This is a genomic window from Paenibacillus sp. LHD-117 (assembly GCF_030929555.1).
In the GTDB taxonomy this organism is placed as follows: Bacteria; Bacillota; Bacilli; order Paenibacillales; family Paenibacillaceae; genus Pristimantibacillus.
Window position 1 is genome coordinate 33,676 of sequence record NZ_JAVFVT010000024.1, and the last position, 17,062, is coordinate 50,737.

Annotated in this window: 11 protein-coding genes; all 11 read left to right on the forward strand. The window is 57.1% G+C overall.

Annotated features, from left to right (window positions below; genetic code table 11):
* The first annotated feature begins 109 nt into the window (after positions 1-109).
* The 11 genes from RB620_RS18710 to RB620_RS18760 all read left to right on the forward strand — a co-directional run bounded on the left by RB620_RS18710 (position 110) and on the right by RB620_RS18760 (position 17,060).
* Entirely contained in the window at positions 110-1,840 is a 1,731-nt protein-coding gene (locus RB620_RS18710; protein ID WP_308096871.1) for an alpha-1,3-galactosidase-related protein, read from the forward strand.
* A 67-nt stretch (positions 1,841-1,907) separates the two neighbouring features.
* Positions 1,908-2,099: a glycoside hydrolase N-terminal domain-containing protein gene (locus RB620_RS18715; protein ID WP_374121429.1), complete on the forward strand. Its 192-nt coding sequence runs from the start codon at positions 1,908-1,910 to the stop codon at positions 2,097-2,099.
* A gap of 12 nt (positions 2,100-2,111) precedes the next feature.
* Positions 2,112-2,288, forward strand: coding sequence for a hypothetical protein (locus RB620_RS18720; protein ID WP_374121431.1), 177 nt, complete (start codon positions 2,112-2,114; stop codon positions 2,286-2,288).
* A 52-nt stretch (positions 2,289-2,340) separates the two neighbouring features.
* Entirely contained in the window at positions 2,341-3,975 is a 1,635-nt protein-coding gene (locus tag RB620_RS18725) for a response regulator (RefSeq protein WP_308096998.1), read from the forward strand.
* Positions 3,968-5,764, forward strand: coding sequence for a sensor histidine kinase (locus tag RB620_RS18730; protein ID WP_308096879.1), 1,797 nt, complete (start codon positions 3,968-3,970; stop codon positions 5,762-5,764). The genes RB620_RS18725 and RB620_RS18730 overlap by 8 nt, the downstream gene beginning before the upstream one ends.
* Positions 5,765-5,955: 191 nt before the next feature.
* Entirely contained in the window at positions 5,956-6,897 is a 942-nt protein-coding gene (locus RB620_RS18735; RefSeq protein ID WP_308096881.1) for an ABC transporter permease, read from the forward strand.
* Positions 6,898-6,925: 28 nt separating this feature from the next.
* Entirely contained in the window at positions 6,926-7,819 is an 894-nt protein-coding gene (locus RB620_RS18740; RefSeq protein ID WP_308096883.1) for a carbohydrate ABC transporter permease, read from the forward strand.
* A gap of 68 nt (positions 7,820-7,887) precedes the next feature.
* Complete coding sequence (locus tag RB620_RS18745) at positions 7,888-9,570, forward strand: extracellular solute-binding protein (RefSeq protein WP_308096884.1); 1,683 nt, start codon at positions 7,888-7,890, stop codon at positions 9,568-9,570.
* A 25-nt stretch (positions 9,571-9,595) separates the two neighbouring features.
* Positions 9,596-11,641: an endo-alpha-N-acetylgalactosaminidase family protein gene (locus RB620_RS18750; RefSeq protein WP_308096887.1), complete on the forward strand. Its 2,046-nt coding sequence runs from the start codon at positions 9,596-9,598 to the stop codon at positions 11,639-11,641.
* A 625-nt stretch (positions 11,642-12,266) separates the two neighbouring features.
* Positions 12,267-14,585: a glycoside hydrolase family 95 protein gene (locus tag RB620_RS18755; protein ID WP_308096889.1), complete on the forward strand. Its 2,319-nt coding sequence runs from the start codon at positions 12,267-12,269 to the stop codon at positions 14,583-14,585.
* Positions 14,586-14,750: 165 nt separating this feature from the next.
* Positions 14,751-17,060: a helix-turn-helix domain-containing protein gene (locus tag RB620_RS18760; protein ID WP_308096891.1), complete on the forward strand. Its 2,310-nt coding sequence runs from the start codon at positions 14,751-14,753 to the stop codon at positions 17,058-17,060.
* Positions 17,061-17,062 lie beyond the last annotated feature (2 nt).

The following is a 17,062-nucleotide window of genomic DNA, read 5'->3' on the forward strand; positions in this document are numbered from 1 at the left end:
GTACAAGGTTTTGTCCTTTCCGAAAGTTGTCTGACTCAGTATAGCATAATCTATAATGGAACAGAGCAAGCCATCGAAGACTAATAACGAACGGAGTGGGTGATGACGAATGACGCACGAGACGGAGCATGAGCTTCTACTTGCATTCGCCGATTTCGGAGGTCGTCCGGATTCGGGCGAGGATGCCGGCCCGGCGATGCGGCGCGCATTGGCCGCGGTCGCGGCGGCCGCGCGTCCTGTCCGGCTCGCGATCGAGCCGGGTTATTACGATTTCTACGCGGAATCGGCCGAGAAAACGATCTATTTCATAACGAACACGGCAAGCGAACAAGAAAACCCAAATCCCGTAAAGACGATCGGCATCCGCATGAAGGGACTGAAGGATTTTACGCTGGACGGGGGAGGAGCGCTATTTCTCTTTCATGGTAAAATGACGATGATTACAGTCGACGAATGCGAAAGAATCGCCGTCCGGAATTTGCATACCGATTTCGCGCAACCGACGGTGGCCGAGATGACGATCGAGCGCTTGGAAGACGGTTACATGGAAGTAGCCGTTCATCGAGATACCCGTTATTCGATCGTCGGGGACAAACTTTCCTGGATCGGGCAGGGCTGGAGCTTCCGTGAAGGTCCGATGCAGGCGTACGATCCGGAGCGGAACGTGACCTGGCGAATCGACAACGTCGTCGCCCTCGCGGCGAGCGCCGAGGAAACGAGCCCCGGCAAGGTAAAGTTCCGCTTCGACCGGGATCCCGGCGAAGCTCTTGAAGCAGGCTGGACGCTTCAAGTCCGGGATGGCATTCGCGATCAGGTCGGCGTTTTCATTCACAGGAGCCGGGACGTGCGATGGCGAGACGTCGGAATTCATTTCACTCACGGGCTCGGCATCGTTGGACAGTTCAGCGCCGATCTGAGCTTCCGCAGGTTGGATATGTCGCCGCGGCCGGAAACGGGGCGCACGGTGGCCGCGTTCGCGGATTTCATTCACTTGTCGGGCTGCGGAGGGAAAATCGACATCGCGGATAGCAGATTCGTCGGGGCACACGACGACGTGATCAACGTGCACGGCACGCATCTGCGCATCGTTGGTCGGCCTTCCGAACGCCAGCTTGCCGTCCGCTTCATGCATCGTCAGACGTACGGCTTCGCGGCGTTCGCGGCGGGAGACGAGATTGAATTCGTCCGCGCCGCCTCGCTGTTGCCGTACGGGCGAGGGAGAGTGGAGGCGGCCGAACTGACCGATCCGCTGGAAATGCTGCTGACGCTGGAGGAGAGGCCGCCGGACGGGATCGGCGACGCGGACGTCATCGAGAACGTGACGTGGACGCCTGAGGCGGAGATCCGGGGCAACTATTTCGCCCGCATCCCGACAAGGGGCGTGCTGGCGACGACAAGGCGGCCGGTCGTTATCGCGGACAACGTATTCGAGCGGATGCTGATGAGCGCCGTGCTCGTCTCCGACGACGCGGCGTCCTGGTACGAATCGGGGCGAGTCGAGGATATGACGATTCGAGGTAATCGTTTTATCGAATGCGGAGGACCGGACCAAGCCGTCATCGCGATTCTTCCCGAGAATGAGGAGATCGATGAAACGGCGCCGGTGCACCGACGTATCCGCATCGCGGACAACGTCTTCGAGACGCGGGAGGCGCGGGTACTGGACGCGAAGAGCACACGGTCGCTGGAGTTTACAGGCAATACGGTTCGCTTTCCGGCAGGAGTCACTGCGGAGCCGGAGCAAGCTTTCCGTTTGATCGCCTGCAGCGAAGTGGACATTCGGAACAACCGGTTTGTGAGCGATCTCTCCAAAAACGGAGTAAAACGCTTCGAAACATAACAGCGACGAAAGTGGAATGCGCGTGAAGCTGCAATACGACTAACCGGCTACGAAATGGACGGAGGCTTTGCCGCTGGGTAACGGTCGGATCGGAGCGATGCAATTCGGAGGCGTCGAGTGGGATCGCATCGGCTTAAACGAAGACTCGCTGTGGTCGGGAGCTCCATCGAAAGACGGAAACAACGGGCGATCGCCGGATCCCGTCCCGGAACGCAGGCGATGTGGCGCGGACGACGGCTTCGAAGTCAGTATCCGATGACGGGATGGCCGACTGGAGGAGGCGGACGTGCGTTCCTTGCACGGCAGGGTTTGCGAGATCGCCGAGGCGGACGGGCTGTCGGTCATGCAGGACGGAGAGGAAATCGCCGTTCAGCGCTTGAAGCAAGGAGGAATCTGGTTCACCACCGAGACAGGCCGGACGTACCGCATTCGTCCTTTTGGAAGCTAGAGGAGCCTTAAGGAGCTAAAGGACGAAAGAGGGGGGAAGAAGGTTGCGTAAAGTGTTGATCGTCGAGGACGAGCCGCAAATCCGCAACGGGCTGCTCGGCTTGTCCCTATGGCAGGAGTTGGGGTTCGAAGAGGCGATAGGCGCCGACGATGGGGAGGAAGCTTTGGAAACGGTCCGTTCGTCTCCGGGAGTACGCGTTATCGTCACCGACATTCGCATGGAGAAGATGAACGGACTCGAGCTGATCCGGAAGCTGCAGGACGAGGTTGGCTTCTCGGGCAAAGTCGTCATTCTGAGCGGGTTCGACGATTTCCAATACGCTCGGCAGGCGATGAACTACGGCGTCGTCGATTTTCTACTGAAGCCGGTGAACATCGAGGAATTAAAGCGGGTCGTGCAGAAGGCGCTTGCGATGCAGGAACGGGAGGAGCGCCGGAGAATGAGCCTCTATCTGGTAGAGGACGCCATTCCGAAGCTCAGGGAAGAGTTGCTGCAGGATCTGATCGAACGCGCACCGGTACCGTCGGCGGAAGAACAGATTCTCCGGCAATTGACTCAATACGGCATCGCGTGGCTCGGCGCCAGCAGGCTTATTCTGCTTGTGCTGGAAGCGGACAATCTCAAGGCGTTCGCACAGATGGGCTATACCGAAAGAGAACTGGAGCGAGTGCGCTTCGGGATCGGCAACGTGCTGGAGCATTCGCTGTTGGAACAGGCGGAAAGCGTCGGCGATTACGTCTGGCTGCGCTCTCGGCCGGAGGGCAGATGGATCGTTGTTTTCTCTGCGGCGGAGGAACGGAACCCAGGGCTGATCCGGTGGCTTAGAGAGTTCAAGGTGCAGCTCGTCGCAAGCCTGAAGCAGTACATGAAAGCGAGCGCGACGATCGTCATCTCCGAAGCGGGCGTTATGGCGTCGCTGCCGGATCTGTACGGGGAAGCGTGCCGCAAGATGACGCAGGCCAAAATTTACGGAGAAGAGGACGAGGAAGCAGATCAGGAAACATCGCGGACGTTTCGAGACGTCGACGTTCTAATGGAGCCGCGGGCGCTCGCGGAGCTGTTGAGGCACGGGGACGAGCAGGATGTGCGCGAGGCGGTCTCGCTCTTTCCCGACATGGTGCGCGAATGGGGAGTCGAGAAACTTCGGGATTTGCACCATCGGGTGTTCGATTGGCTGCTGGACGCGTTCGAGGAGGCGAGGAAGTTAGGCTGGAAGCGCGAGGACTGGAAAAAGCGGCCTCTTCTCGTCTGGGAGAAGATCGAGGCACTGGAAACCTCGGATACGCTGCAGCCGCTCGTTTTGGATTATTTGCTGCAAGCGAACGAAGAACTGCAGGGCGCATCCGCTTCGCGTAACTGGATTTTCGAGAAAGCCAAGACGTTCATCGAGGAGCGATTCCGCGAGCTGATAACCGTACAGATGGTGGCCGATCACGTCTACTTGTCGCCGGAATGGCTGAGCACGCTGTTCAAGAAGAACGCGGGCATGACCTTTTTGGATTATTTGACCCATCTTCGAATGGAGAAAGCCAAAGAGCTTCTCCAAGACGTCTCCCTGAAAATTTACCAGATCGGCAGCGAGGTCGGTTATCGGGATACGGTATATTTTTCCAAGCTATTCAAAAGGAAGGTCGGCTGCACGCCCAACGAATATCGCAAACTGAAGGGGCTTTGCGAAGATGAATGAACGGATACGTTACCCGCTGCCGATGCGCTACCGGTTCATGCTCGTCCTATTCGCGCTGATCGTCATTCCGTTCGCGTTGGTCGGCTACCTAGCCTGGTCCAAATCGGAGAAAACGATTCGCGGCAGCCATCTGGATTCGGTCGCGCAAAACGCAAAAAATCTCGATAACTTCTTCCGGTATGTCATGAACGAGCAGGACAAGATCATGGCGTCCGAAGAGCTGCAGGCTTTGTTCGACCCCACTCAGAATGACCCTTCGGACGAGATATCCTATTCGAACAAGCTGATCGCTTACACCGACGCGCTCAACTATTCGAACAAGCTGTTTCGGATCCGGCTGTTCCCGCTCCGTCCGTCGGAGCACCCGACTTACATGAGATCGGCATACGGCAGCCTCGACCTCGAGCAAGCTCCATGGTTTGCCAACATCGCGACGAAAGGCCGGCCGTTCTGGAAGAGGTACGACTCCGCGGACCACCCGAACCTGTTCATACAGCCGACGCTGGGCTACGCGAAGCGGCTGCACAGTCTGAAAACCTTCTCGCCCCTGGGCGTCGTCGTGATGGAAATCCGGCCGTCCATTCTCGAAGAATTCATCCTCCCGATGCGTCAATTCCGCAATCAGGAGCTATTGCTCGTCGATATGAACGGATATCCGGCTTACAGTTCCAACGGCCGTTACAACGCCGTGGAGCCTAGCTTGCTTAATGCCCTTAAGCCATCCCTCGCGTCCGCGACGATCAAACGTGCCGGACGCAAATCCCTGCTCAGTTTCTCCGCGGTCTTAGGCAACGAGATGAGGCTGGTCAGCATCGTGCCGAACAAGGACCTGAACAATCCGATCGCCGTGCTGAATAAGGTCACGGCGGCGCTGCTCGGCTTCTACTTCCTGCTGTCTTTGTTTCTGGCCGGCTATTTGACGATGACCTACACGAATCCGATCTCGCAGCTGGTCCGCCGTATGAAGGCGATGGCGCGCAGCGATTTCAAAGAGGATACGCTCGCCGATACGCGCTATGCCGGAAGAAGCGACGAGGTGGGCTTGCTCTATCGAGGCATGTCCGCAATGGTCGGGGAAATCCACCGGCTGCTGAAGGAGACGAAAGAATCGGAGAAGCGCAAGAAGCAGTTGGAGTTCCAGGTGCTCGCGTATCAAATTAATCCGCACTTTCTGTACAATACGCTCGATACGATCCGCTGGAAAGCCGAAGCCCATCACGTCGGCGAGATCAGCGAGATCGTCAGCTCGCTCGGCTCGTTGTTCCGCCTCAGCCTAAACGGAGGCCGGGAACTGACCAATGTCGAGCGCGAGCTTGAGCTGCTGAAGGCGTACGTCGATATCGAAAAGACCCGTCGTTCCCGGCCGATTCGCGTTACGTACATGATCGAGGAGGAGATTCGCATGTTGCCGCTGATGCGTCTCGTGCTTCAGCCGCTCGTCGAGAACGCGATCCGTCACGGCATCTCCGGCAAAGGCGAGGCAGGAATGATTATCGTGCAAGGAGGCTTGGAGGAAGATAAGCTCATCTTTCGAATAACGGACAACGGGCCGGGTATTCCAGAAGAGATCGCGCGAGAGCTTCTGATCCCCGCCGCGCCTTCGCGCAAGGAACGCGAAGGCGGGCTCGGGTTGATTAACGTGCACGAGCGATTGATGCATTATTTCGGCGAGCCGTACGGACTCGAAATCGAGAGCGAGGCGGGCAAAGGCGCGACGGTCGTGTTGAAGCATCCCGTGCTGTCGAAGGACTCGACGGATTTGGACGGATTGGCGGACCCTGCCGGATGAGCCGGTAAACGTTCCTCTGCTTGGCGGGGGAACGTTTTTTTTATGATTGACATGCAAGCGTACATTAATGGGACACGCTTCTAGTTCGGCTGAGAAAGACAATCAGCGGTTTTGTACCGGTAAAGCTTAAATCTGTCTCATAGGTTAGCAGACGCGGGGGTGGTATCCTTGTTTCAAGGGAGGGGAATGCAATGAAGGAAGTAGTGGCGGCGCCGGACAGACAAGGCGGCGGAACCTGGAAAAAACTGAAATCCCAATGGGCCTTGCAAATGATGATTCTGCCCTGCATAGCGTTCCTTATCGTGTTCGCATATATCCCGCTTGCGGGCAACATCATCGCGTTTCAAAACTTCAAGATAACGTCCGGCTTTACGGGCAGCGAATTCGTCGGTTTGAGCCATTTCGCCGAGATGCTGCGCGATCCAACTTTTCATCAGGCGATAAAAAATACGGTACTGCTGAGTTTGCTGAATCTGCTTGTCGTTTTTCCGATGCCGCTGCTGTTCGCTCTGCTCATCAACGAGATTCCCTTCAGGCGATTCCGGAAGATTGTGCAGACGACGAGCTATTTGCCGCATTTTATCGCTTTCGCGATGGTAGCCTCGATGTGGATCATTTTGCTGGATCCGAAAGGGATCGTCAACGAAACGATGCAGCTACTGCAGCTGATCCGGAATCCGATCGAGTTTTGGACGGAGCCGGGACTGTTCCGGCAGCTGTCGACGCTAATCAGCATCTGGAAGGAGACGGGATGGGGAGCGATCATTTTTTTGGCGGCCATCGCCGGCATCCAGCCCGATCTGTACGAGGCGGCGATGATCGACGGAGCTGGGCGGATCAAACGGATCGTACACATTACGCTGCCGAGTCTCGTACCCTTGTTCGCTATGCTGTTCATTCTGAAAGCCGGAACGCTGTTTACCGGCAACCTGGATCATTCTATCCTGCTCGGCAACTCGTTCAACAAGGGTACTTCGTACGTGATCGAGTACTATTCGCTGCAGATGGGCCTTGAGCTTACCCGGTATTCCTACGCGACGGCAATCAGTTCTTTCCAGGCGGTCATGTCGCTGCTGCTCGTGCTGTTCGCGAATTGGTTCTCGGGCCGGGTATCCGGCAACAGATTGTTCTGATTCCAACAAGGACAAAGGAGGGAGCGGGTTGCGTTCCTACATCAAGCTGACGCGGGAAGACCGGATCGTGAATGCGATCGTGACGATTATCGGCGTGTTGGCATTTCTGGCCACCTTTTATCCGCTTTATTACTTGCTAATCTACTCTCTGAACGATCCGGTCGACGCGGCCGGAGGCCAGCTGTACTGGTTTCCTAGGCAGTTTACGTTCGACAATTACGCCGTTATTTTCCGAGACGAGCAGCTGCTGAATTCGTTCCTGCTGACGGTCGCGCGGACGGCGATCGGTACGGTGACCGGCGTGCTGTTCACCGCGATAGGCGCGTACGCCTTGTCCAAACCGAGATTGGTGTTCCGTAAAACGTATTCGATGATCGGCCTGGTGACGATGTACGTCAGCGGCGGATTGATTCCGACTTACCTGCTGCTGCAGAAGCTCCATCTGCTCAATTCGTTCTGGGTGTACATCGTTCCGTCGCTGTTCAATATTTTTAATGCACTGCTGTTCATGGCCTTTTTCCGGCAGCTGCCGGAGGAGCTGGAGGAGTCCGCGAAAGTGGACGGCGGTGGGGACTTCTACATTTTCGCCAGGATCATTCTGCCCCTGTCGAAACCGGTGCTGGCGACGGTCGCCTTGTTCGTGGCCGTCAACCATTGGAACGATTGGTTCAGCTCGGCTTATTTCGTCTCGAACCAGCAGCTGTGGACGCTTCCAACGATAATCGTCCGCATGCTGTCCGACACGGCGATCGTCGAAAACATGCAGAGTCTGCCGCCGAACATGAGGACAGACCCGCTGTCCACGCTGATGGCCATCAAGTACGCGACTTTGATCGTCACCGTGCTGCCGATTACGCTCGTGTATCCGTTCATTCAGAAGTATTTCGTGCAGGGGATGATGGTCGGGGCCATCAAAGCTTAACCGCGTTATCAAAAGCCCGTTCTCGGGCTTCTGATAGATCAACATAAATCAAAGGGGAGGACTTTTCGATGAAAAAAACGTTCAAAAGCAGGTCCGCGCTGCTGCTTGCCGGAGTCATTGCCGCAACCTTGGTCGCCGGTTGCTCCGACACAGGCAAAAACAACGCTTCGCAGCCGCCGGCCTCGGCTCCGGAAGCTTCCGCCAGCGGCGGACAAAAGTCGCTTGAGCCGATCACGCTCGACCTCTATTCCGACCGCGCCTGGTACAGCGATTGGACGGGACCTGGGGCGAAGCGGATTTCGGAGAAAACCGGCGTCAGCTTTAACGTGAAGAAGCCGGTTCAGGATGACAGCGACGGGAAGGACATCTCGTTGATGATCGCGAGCAACAGCTTGCCCGACCTGATGGTCGTCGACCGGGGCAACAAAATGCTGGACCAGCTCATCGAAGGGGATTACTTGTACGCAATCGACGAGCTGATCGACCAATATGCGCCTAATCTGCGGACGATTCTGGACGAGCAATACGGACCGGAGCTTCTGACGAAATTCGCGGAGACGGACGGACATACGTACAAGCTCGTTTCCGGCTACCAGACGGAAAAATATTTGGAGCAGGCGCAGAAAAACGCCGGTCTGGCTCCTGTCTGGCTCCCGCAGCTCGTCGTGCGCAAGGATTATTACGACGAGATCGGTAGACCGGACACGTCCAGTCCGGAGAAATTCCTCGCCGCGCTGGAGCAGATGGCCGAGAAGCATCCGGACAAAATTCCGTATCTCGGCGACAAGAGCCAGCATTCCGGCGACCTCGGCTGGTTCTCGTCGCAGTTCGGCGTCGAGCCGTACTACGTCGACGGGGATGAAGTGAAGAACACGATCTACGATCCGAAGTGGAAGGAAATGATCAAGTACGGATTTCAGCTGGCGAGCAAAGGCTTGTTGACCAAGGAATCGTTCGTCAATTCGAAAGATGTGACGTCTCAGAAGGTTGCGGCCGGAGATTCGATCGTCTGGGCGTACAATTCGACGGCGGTCAACTCCACGCCTCCGAAGGACAATCCGAATACGCAATTCGAGGTGCTGACACCGTTCGCCGATTACATGTATCCGACGATCCCGCGGGGCTGGATGGCGCTCGTCATTCCAAAAAGCAATAAGGATCCGGAGCGCACGATCAAGCTGCTGGAGTACGCGGCTTCCAAGGAAGGGCAGATCGATTTCTCGTTCGGCGTGGAAGGGAAAGGCGCGGACGACTTCAAGGATTTGACCGTTGGCCCGCATTTCTACTATGACACCTCCGTCAAGAACGATTACTTCCCGAATGGCAAGCCGGCGCTAACGACCGGCTTTAACGATGCTCTGAACAACGATTGGGGCGGCAGTTGGAAGCAGGCCGGACTCGGCGAGCCGATCATGCTGATCACGAACTGGGCGGTATCTAACACCGTATTCTGGAATCCTTCGGACGAAAAGAAGGTAGCGTACGACAAGATGATGGCGCCGAAAATGAAGTTTTTCCCCGAGTTCGATTTTAAGATCGACAGCACCAGCGAATTCGGCATTATCGAAGCGAAAATCAATACGCTTCGCGAGGACTACATGCCAAAGCTCGTCTTCGCTCAATCCGAGAGCGAATTCGAAGCTCTGTTCGCCGATATGTTGAAGGCGGCCGAGGGGCTAGGCGTCAATAAGCTGGCAGCGGAATATACGCGTCAATATGCCGTTTTGAAGGCTGAGACTGGCAATTCGTAATACGAACGGGAGCGGAGGAAACGGAATGTATAGGCTGAATAACGAATGGCTGGCCGTGACGCTGCACGAATGGCCGGGCGTTCAGGAATACATGTTCAAGCCGTCCGGGACGCGGATGGCGGGCAGCGGTCCGGACGGAAGGCTCTCCATTAACGGAACGGAGACAGACTGGAGCGAGTGGGACGTAGACGTTCTTCCGTCCGAGGGCGGAACGGCCATAACCTATCGCCTGAAGCAGCGGCGATCCAAGCTTCGACTCGAAGTGGAATATCGGCTGGACGCGCAAGCGCTCGAAGTAAAGGTGACGGTAGCGGACGATCCGGAAGCGTCGTTGACGAAGCTCGATTGGGCGCGCATGCCTTTGCTGACATGCGACGATCCTTCGTTCGCGTACGACCGGACCGAAGCGCGGCAAAAAAGCTGGAAGCTGATCCCCGGCGGCGGGAGAGGACTGTACGACCGGAAGCGGGTTCGGGACCGGATCGGGGACGCCGTTCCCGATCCGGTCGAGATGCCGACGATGCACGCATGCACGTTCGACGGAAGCCTATGCTGCTTCGTGCAGACGAATTATCCGGTGCTGCCGCTGCTCACCCGCGTGTCGGAGGATAAACGTTATCCCGGCCGCGGAGGTCGATTCTCAATCGCTCCGGGCACGTATCAATACCGAGTTCGGGAACGGACGATGGAGCCGTTGGAGCTTGCGGTCGTGTTTCTGGAAGACATCAACGGAGACGGAACGGCGGACGATTGCGATTATCATCTCTGGCTGAATCGGCGCTTTCCGGACGCGGATCCGCTGTACAAGAAAGCGATCTGGTATCAGGTGTTCAATGCGGAAAAGGACCGGGGCGTGCTGACGACCTTCAAGGAGACGCTGGAGATCATCCGGCAAATTCATAACGTTACGGGAGGTGTTCGCCAGATCGCCTATTTGATCGGTTGGCAGTTCGACGGACACGATACCGGCTATCCATCCCTCAACCGCGTCAATCCGAAGCTGGCCGAGAACCCGGATCGGGCCGACGAAGAGCTGCGCGAGCTTGTGCGCCGCGCCAAGGAAGAGTACGACTGCATCGTCAGCTACCATATCAATCTGGACGACGCGTACGTTGACGCGCCTGATTGGGACCCGGCCATTCTTAGCCGCGATCCGGACGGATCGGATCGGGTGTGGCTGGACACCGCCAAGCAGCGGGCCTATCACATTAATCACACGAAGGATGTGGAGAGCGGCCAGGTGTTCCGCCGGATCGACGATTTTCTGCGGACTGTCCCCGTCGAGCGTACCGTACAGGTCGACGCGTTCCGCAACACGAACACCAGCTGGGAGCCTGACGGCAGCATTATCGGCCCGATGGAGGAACTGGTCTGCGGGATGAAGCCGATTCTCGCCTACTTCCGCGAAAGAGGGATCGACGTCTCGACGGAAGGGCTGAACGGCATGCCGATAGAAGACAGCGGCGTGTTCAGCGCCTACTGGCATTACTCCCCGTCGATGCTGTACCACGGCAAAATCGTCGGAGGCGGCAGCGTCGATATGAACGCGGTGGCCTGGGGAAAAGGCGCATCTTTCGATTCGGACGTTCTGTACCGGGGCGAGCCGACAAGGCATCTTGGGGAGCAGTTTTTGGCGAATGATTTCGAGTCGAAGTGGGACCAGATCGTCGACATTATTTATTTGGGCTCCATGCTTTATCAGTTTTATTTGGAGCGGGAAATGGCGGAATGGCGGGAGGACGAGCGGCGCATCTTCATCCGCTACTCCGACGGCGTAAAGGTGGACATCGATAAGGTGACGGAGCGGCTTGCCGTGCGGTGGGGGCAGGTGACGATCGCCTCGGACGGCGACCGTTTCGTTCCGAACGGTAATCGGATTTACGCGTATAGCCGCGCGGGAGCGGACCGCGAGTGGACGCTGCCCGTGGACTGGCGAAGCGCGGAATTCGCCGCTTACCGGATGTCAGGAAATGGCCGGGAGGGGATAGGTGAGTACCCGGCCGGTGCAGAATCGGTTCGGCTGCGGCTGGAGCCCGGCGTTCCAGTTATTTTGGAGAAGCGTACGGATTAACCTCTTAAGCCCCTCCACTGGTTCTTCGTCTAGCTTACTACGTTTAGTAGGCAAGACTTAAATCAAATATCGGGGCTTAAGAGGATTGGCCACAAGAATACGCAATTCCTCGTAGTCTTCGGGATGGAAACGAACAGGGGAGTAGTACCCGTTTTTGACCATGTGTGCAATCACTACGCAACCTTATGATCGTTCTTAGACGGTGTTAGTAGAGCGACCTCCTGATGGGCTTTTTGAGGCAATGACCTCGTGCGTAACCCCATCTTACAGAGGCGCTCGTTTTTGTTCAAACGCCAAATTGTTCGTTTTACAGGAATTCTAATGGAATCGTGCAATTCAATTTACCGCCTTTTTATCGACGTGGTTATCTTTTAATCAAAAATCAACATTAGGATTTAACATAGCCAGAAAAAAAGCGCGCCGGGGCCTTGACTCAACACGTTTTTTCGACTTGCCCCTATTTTCGCGCGTGCCGGACACATCTCGCATCCCGTAAGCGATTTCGGCCGCTCGTACGGAAGATCGTACCCCGCAAACCGTAAGTGTACCTTTACGAAAAGGGACGATCGCCGTTACGATCTATAGGAGTAAGCGCTAACATTGAAATTTGACGGGATGGTGCGATATGGGGAATATGAAGATGCATTATTCAAGCCCGGCCGCCGGATGGCAGCAGGGATTGCCGATAGGGAACGGAAGGCTCGGGGCGGTCGTTCAAGGGGGCATGGAGAGGGAAACCTGGAGCTTGACGGAGGTGACGTATTGGTCGGGCCATCCGGAGGAGCCGAACAGCCCGAATGGGGGAAAGGCCGCCCTGGAGGAGATGCGAAAGAAGTTTTTTGACGGGGATTACGAAGCAGGGGAACGGCTGGCGAGGGAGACGCTGGAGCCGCCGAAAGGCAATTTCGGGACGCATCTGACCTTGGCCGATCTGGATATCAAGTTTCTAGGCGGAGGGGGAGAAGGGTTCCGCCGGGAATTGGACCTGGAGCAAGCGATCGTCTCTCACGCTTATCGCCGGAACGGATATGCCTATAAGCGGGAAGCTTTCGCCACGCACGCGGGTGACGTTCTCGTCTCCCGGATGACCTCGGAAGAACCGGGCGGATTGTCATTCGAGCTCGCCTTGAACGGGCGAACGTCCTCCTTCTCGGCGGCCGCCGATGAAGCGGGCGTGATCGCCTTCGGCAGCCAGGCGACGGAGGACATCCACAGCGACGGCACCTGCGGCGTATTCGCCGGAGGCATCGTCCGCGTAGCCGCGATGGGAGGGACGATCACCGGAGCCGGGAACGGACTCCGCATCGACGGCGCGGATGAGGCCGTCATTTATATCGCCGTCTCGACCGATTACGGCAAGACAGGCAACGCTTGGGAGAACGAAAGCGCCGCAGCCGTCGAGCGAGCGGTGACCGAGGGTTACGACGCGCTGAGAGCCAAACATGTCGCGGATTACCGCGAACTGTTCGCCCGCGTTCGTCTGGATCTCGGCGATAACGGACGTTCCACTTTGCCGACCGATGAGCGGCTTCGTCTGCTGCGAAGCGGAGAAGGAGACGATCCCGCGCTGTTTGCTTTGTTTTACCAGTACGGGCGGTACTTGACGATCGCGGGATCGCGCGAGAACTCGCCGCTGCCGATGAATCTGCAGGGGATATGGAACGACGGCGAGGCGAACCGGATGGCTTGGAGCTGCGACTACCATCTCGACGTCAACACGGAGATGAACTACTATCCGACGGAAGCTGCCAATCTGGCGGAATGCCATGTGCCGCTCACCAAATTCGTTGCGAAGCTGGCCGAGGCGGGTCGCTCCTCGGCGCGGGCGTTCTACGGCAGCGAGGGCTGGGTCGCCCACGTATTCACGAACGCCTGGGGTTTCTCTTCGCCGGGATGGGGGCTCAGCTGGGGCATGAACGTAACGGGCGGGTTGTGGATCGCGATGCAGCTCAAGGAGCACTATGAGTATGGCAGAGACCGGGCTTTTCTGGAGGAAACAGCTTATCCCGTGTTGAAGGAGGCGTCGTTGTTTTTCCTCGATTACATGGTTGTCCATCCCGAGCATGGCTGGCTCGTCACGGGCCCATCCAATTCGCCGGAGAACAGCTTCTACCCGAACGGCCGCAAGGACGGAGCGGATTATGCGCTATCCATGGGTCCGACGATGGACATGATGCTGGTACGCGAACTGTTTGTCTTCTGCGTAGAAGCGTCGAAGACGCTGGGCGCGGACGAGGAGCTGCGCGCAAGACTGGAGACGGCGCTAACGCAGCTGCCGCCTCTTAGGGTCGGCGCTAACGGCCAGTTGCAGGAGTGGCTGGAGGACTTCGGCGAAGCACAGCCGGACCATCGCCACTTGTCCCATCTATACGGACTGTACCCGGGCAACCAGATTACGCCGCAAGGGACGCCGGAGCTGAGCGAAGCGGCACGGACGACGCTTGGGCGCCGGATGGGGCGCGAGGGGCTCGAGGACGTCGAATTCACGCTCGCGCAGTTCGCTGCAAGTTTCGCACGGCTTGGAGATGGAGCGAATGCGCATAAGCAGTTGACCTACTTGATCGGACAGCTTTGCTTCGATAATCTGTTTACTTATTCGAAGCCGGGAATCGCGGGCGCGGAGACGAATATTTTCGTAGCGGACGGCAATTTCGGCGGAACGTCGGCAATCGGAGAGATGCTGCTCCAAAGCCATGCCGATGCGATCGAGCTGTTGCCCGCGCTGCCAGAGAACTGGAGCAGCGGCACGGCGGAAGGTCTGCGCGCTAGAAGGAACGCGATCGTAGACATTCGCTGGTCGGAAGGACGGCTCACCGAAGCGTTGATCAGACCGCGCGAGAGCGGCAAGCTCGTCGTCCGCCTGGGCGGATTGACGGCGGCGCTCGACGCCGAAGCCGGGCGCGCGTACAAGCTCGACGGGGAGCTTCGCGCGACGGTGCTGTAGCGCTTGCAGGGAAAAAGCAACTGTTGCCGACAGTTGCTTTTCTTTTGCCCGCAGTCTCTCGATGAGAGATAATAGAAAGGAGAGGGCCGGGGACTTGCGAGAAATCCGTCAATCGGTTATGATAGCGCTCTCAAAGAAGAAGGGTTATTGTGAGGGGGAGTCGTCTTGCCAAGGTATTCCAGGGTGTTCAGGAGATTCCTTGTTTCGTATCTTATCATCCTGATCATTCCCAGCATCGCGGGGTACATGTCGTACCAGACCGCTATTAACGTAACGGAATCCGTCTCGATCGAGAACGGCGTGACGCAGCTTCAGAAGAGCAAGGAATTGCTGGAACGGCGCATGGCCGAGGTGGAAGGATTCACGAGGCAGCTGGCCATTAACCAGGATCTCAGCATTCTCATGAACGAGAATAGCTCAGGCGACCAATCGAATGTGTACGGCATTTGGAAAATGATGAAGGATGTCCTGACGTTCGGACAGACCAATGACTTTTTGAAAAACTTTTTCGTATACTTGAGCAATTATGACGTCGTGCTGACGCCGGGTTCGGCTTACTTCCGCCCGGAGCATTATTACGAAAGCTACCATTATCTCGACATGCCGCTGGACGAGTGGAAGAGCAGCGTTCTGGAGCGAACTCACCGCAGCGAGATTATGGCGCTTAGACCCTACATGGACAACAAGACGGAAACGTCGGTCGTCACATATATGCAGTCGCTCCCTCTCGATAGCTTCAATGGCTCTTCGCCCGCCGTCGCCGTCGTGATGATCGACCAGAAAATGATCACCGATCCGCTCTCCGGTCTGACGGATCGTTACGGGGGCTGGATCCACATCGCCGATGCGGAAGGCCATACGGTCGGACTGCGCGGAGCGGAGGAGAGTCAGGTCGCGTCGCTGGCGACGGGCAAAAATTTCGATGAAGAGAAGCTGAGCCAATTTTACGAGGATGACCTGGTCATTACGATCAAGTCGGATACGACGGGCTGGGTATACCGAGCGGGCATTCCGAGGGAAGCGCTTATGGAAAGCGCCAACCAGATCAAATTCATCACGTGGATCGTGACCGGCATCGCCTTGTTTGTCGGCCTCATCGTAGGACTGCTCCTCTCGTACCGGAACAGCGCGCCTATCATTCGCATGCTTGGCGTCATGAAGGAGCAATTCGGCCCAGGGCAGGACGATCCCGCCCTCCGCAACGAATTCGACTTCCTTCACGGCAATATCGCGCAAATGCTGACACAGCACAAGCGGCTGGAATCGGAGCTTCACCGCCAGGCGCCGCTCGTCCGCGACGCGTTCTTCAAGCGGCTGCTCGCGGGCGAATTCCAGACCCGGGACGAAATTATCGCCGCGGCCGTCCAGTCGAACGCGGGTTTGACGGGCGACGTGGGGTACGTTGGCATTCTGCAAGTAAACGGTTATCCGCTTCTTGACAATGTAGAGGTGCTGAACGAGCTGAACGCGGCAAGGCTGATCTTGAAGCAAGCGCTAATCGACTCCGGCAGCTCCGTCCGCATGACGGATACCAGCTCGGACAAAATCGTGTTCCTGTTCGCCTTTCATGATTTGGAAGTGGCGACCGACATCGGCAAGGAAGAGGTGACGAAGACGCTGGAGCGGGTGTCGCGTCTCGCGTTCGAAGAATTCCGCATTTCCGTGACGGTGGTGCTCGGCGGACTGTTCCAGACGATCACGGAGGTCAGCCAGTCCTACGAGCAAGCGAAGGGCACGCTGGACGTGGCCGTGCACCACAATCGCAAGGAGATGACCTGGTTCGAGGATATCCGGCAAGAGAGCGCGACCTATCATTATCCGCTGGAGCTGGAGCTTCGGCTGATCGGCACGGTGCGCGCCGGGGAGTTCGAGGAGGCGAGGCGGATTCTGCAATCGATCGTATCCCAGAATACGGAGACGAGAGAGCTATCCTATGAGATGAAGCAGCAGCTTGCGGTGGAGATGAAAGGTACGTTCCTGAAGCTGCTTGACCAGAAGGTGTTCATGGAAGCCGAATGCTTCGAGGAGTTAAAAAACAGGATCATCGGCATTCAGGCAACGGATCCGCTGGAGACGATTCAAGAGGAACTGGCCGGCGTCATGGAAGCATTGTGCGAAGTCGTGCGGAGCCGGAAGAATGACGGCCATTTGCGCACGATCGAACAAATCAAGACGTATGTCCATTCGTCCTATGCCGATTCAGCGCTGACGTTATACCGGGTCGCCGAGCAAGTGGAGCGGCCGGAAAAATATATTTCCCAGCTGTTCAAGGAAGTGACGGGCGAGAACCTGTCGGATTATTTGGAGAATGTCAGAATGGAACAAGCGTCTATTCTGCTGAAGCAGGATGCCCTGACGGTGGACGAGATTGCCGCACGGGTAGGGTATAACAGTTCGCATTCCTTCCGAAGGGCGTTCAAACGGGTGACGGGCGTCTCTCCTAGCGTGTTCAGGCAATCGGCTTTGGATGGTTAAGG

Coding starts and splice junctions, on each gene's coding strand:
- RB620_RS18755 (WP_308096889.1), top strand. CDS start 12,267: ATGGGGAATATGAAGATGCATTATTCAAGCCCGGCCGCCGGATGGCAG.
- RB620_RS18730 (WP_308096879.1), top strand. CDS start 3,968: ATGAATGAACGGATACGTTACCCGCTGCCGATGCGCTACCGGTTCATG.
- RB620_RS18750 (WP_308096887.1), top strand. CDS start 9,596: ATGTATAGGCTGAATAACGAATGGCTGGCCGTGACGCTGCACGAATGG.
- RB620_RS18710 (WP_308096871.1), top strand. CDS start 110: ATGACGCACGAGACGGAGCATGAGCTTCTACTTGCATTCGCCGATTTC.
- RB620_RS18735 (WP_308096881.1), top strand. CDS start 5,956: ATGAAGGAAGTAGTGGCGGCGCCGGACAGACAAGGCGGCGGAACCTGG.
- RB620_RS18745 (WP_308096884.1), top strand. CDS start 7,888: ATGAAAAAAACGTTCAAAAGCAGGTCCGCGCTGCTGCTTGCCGGAGTC.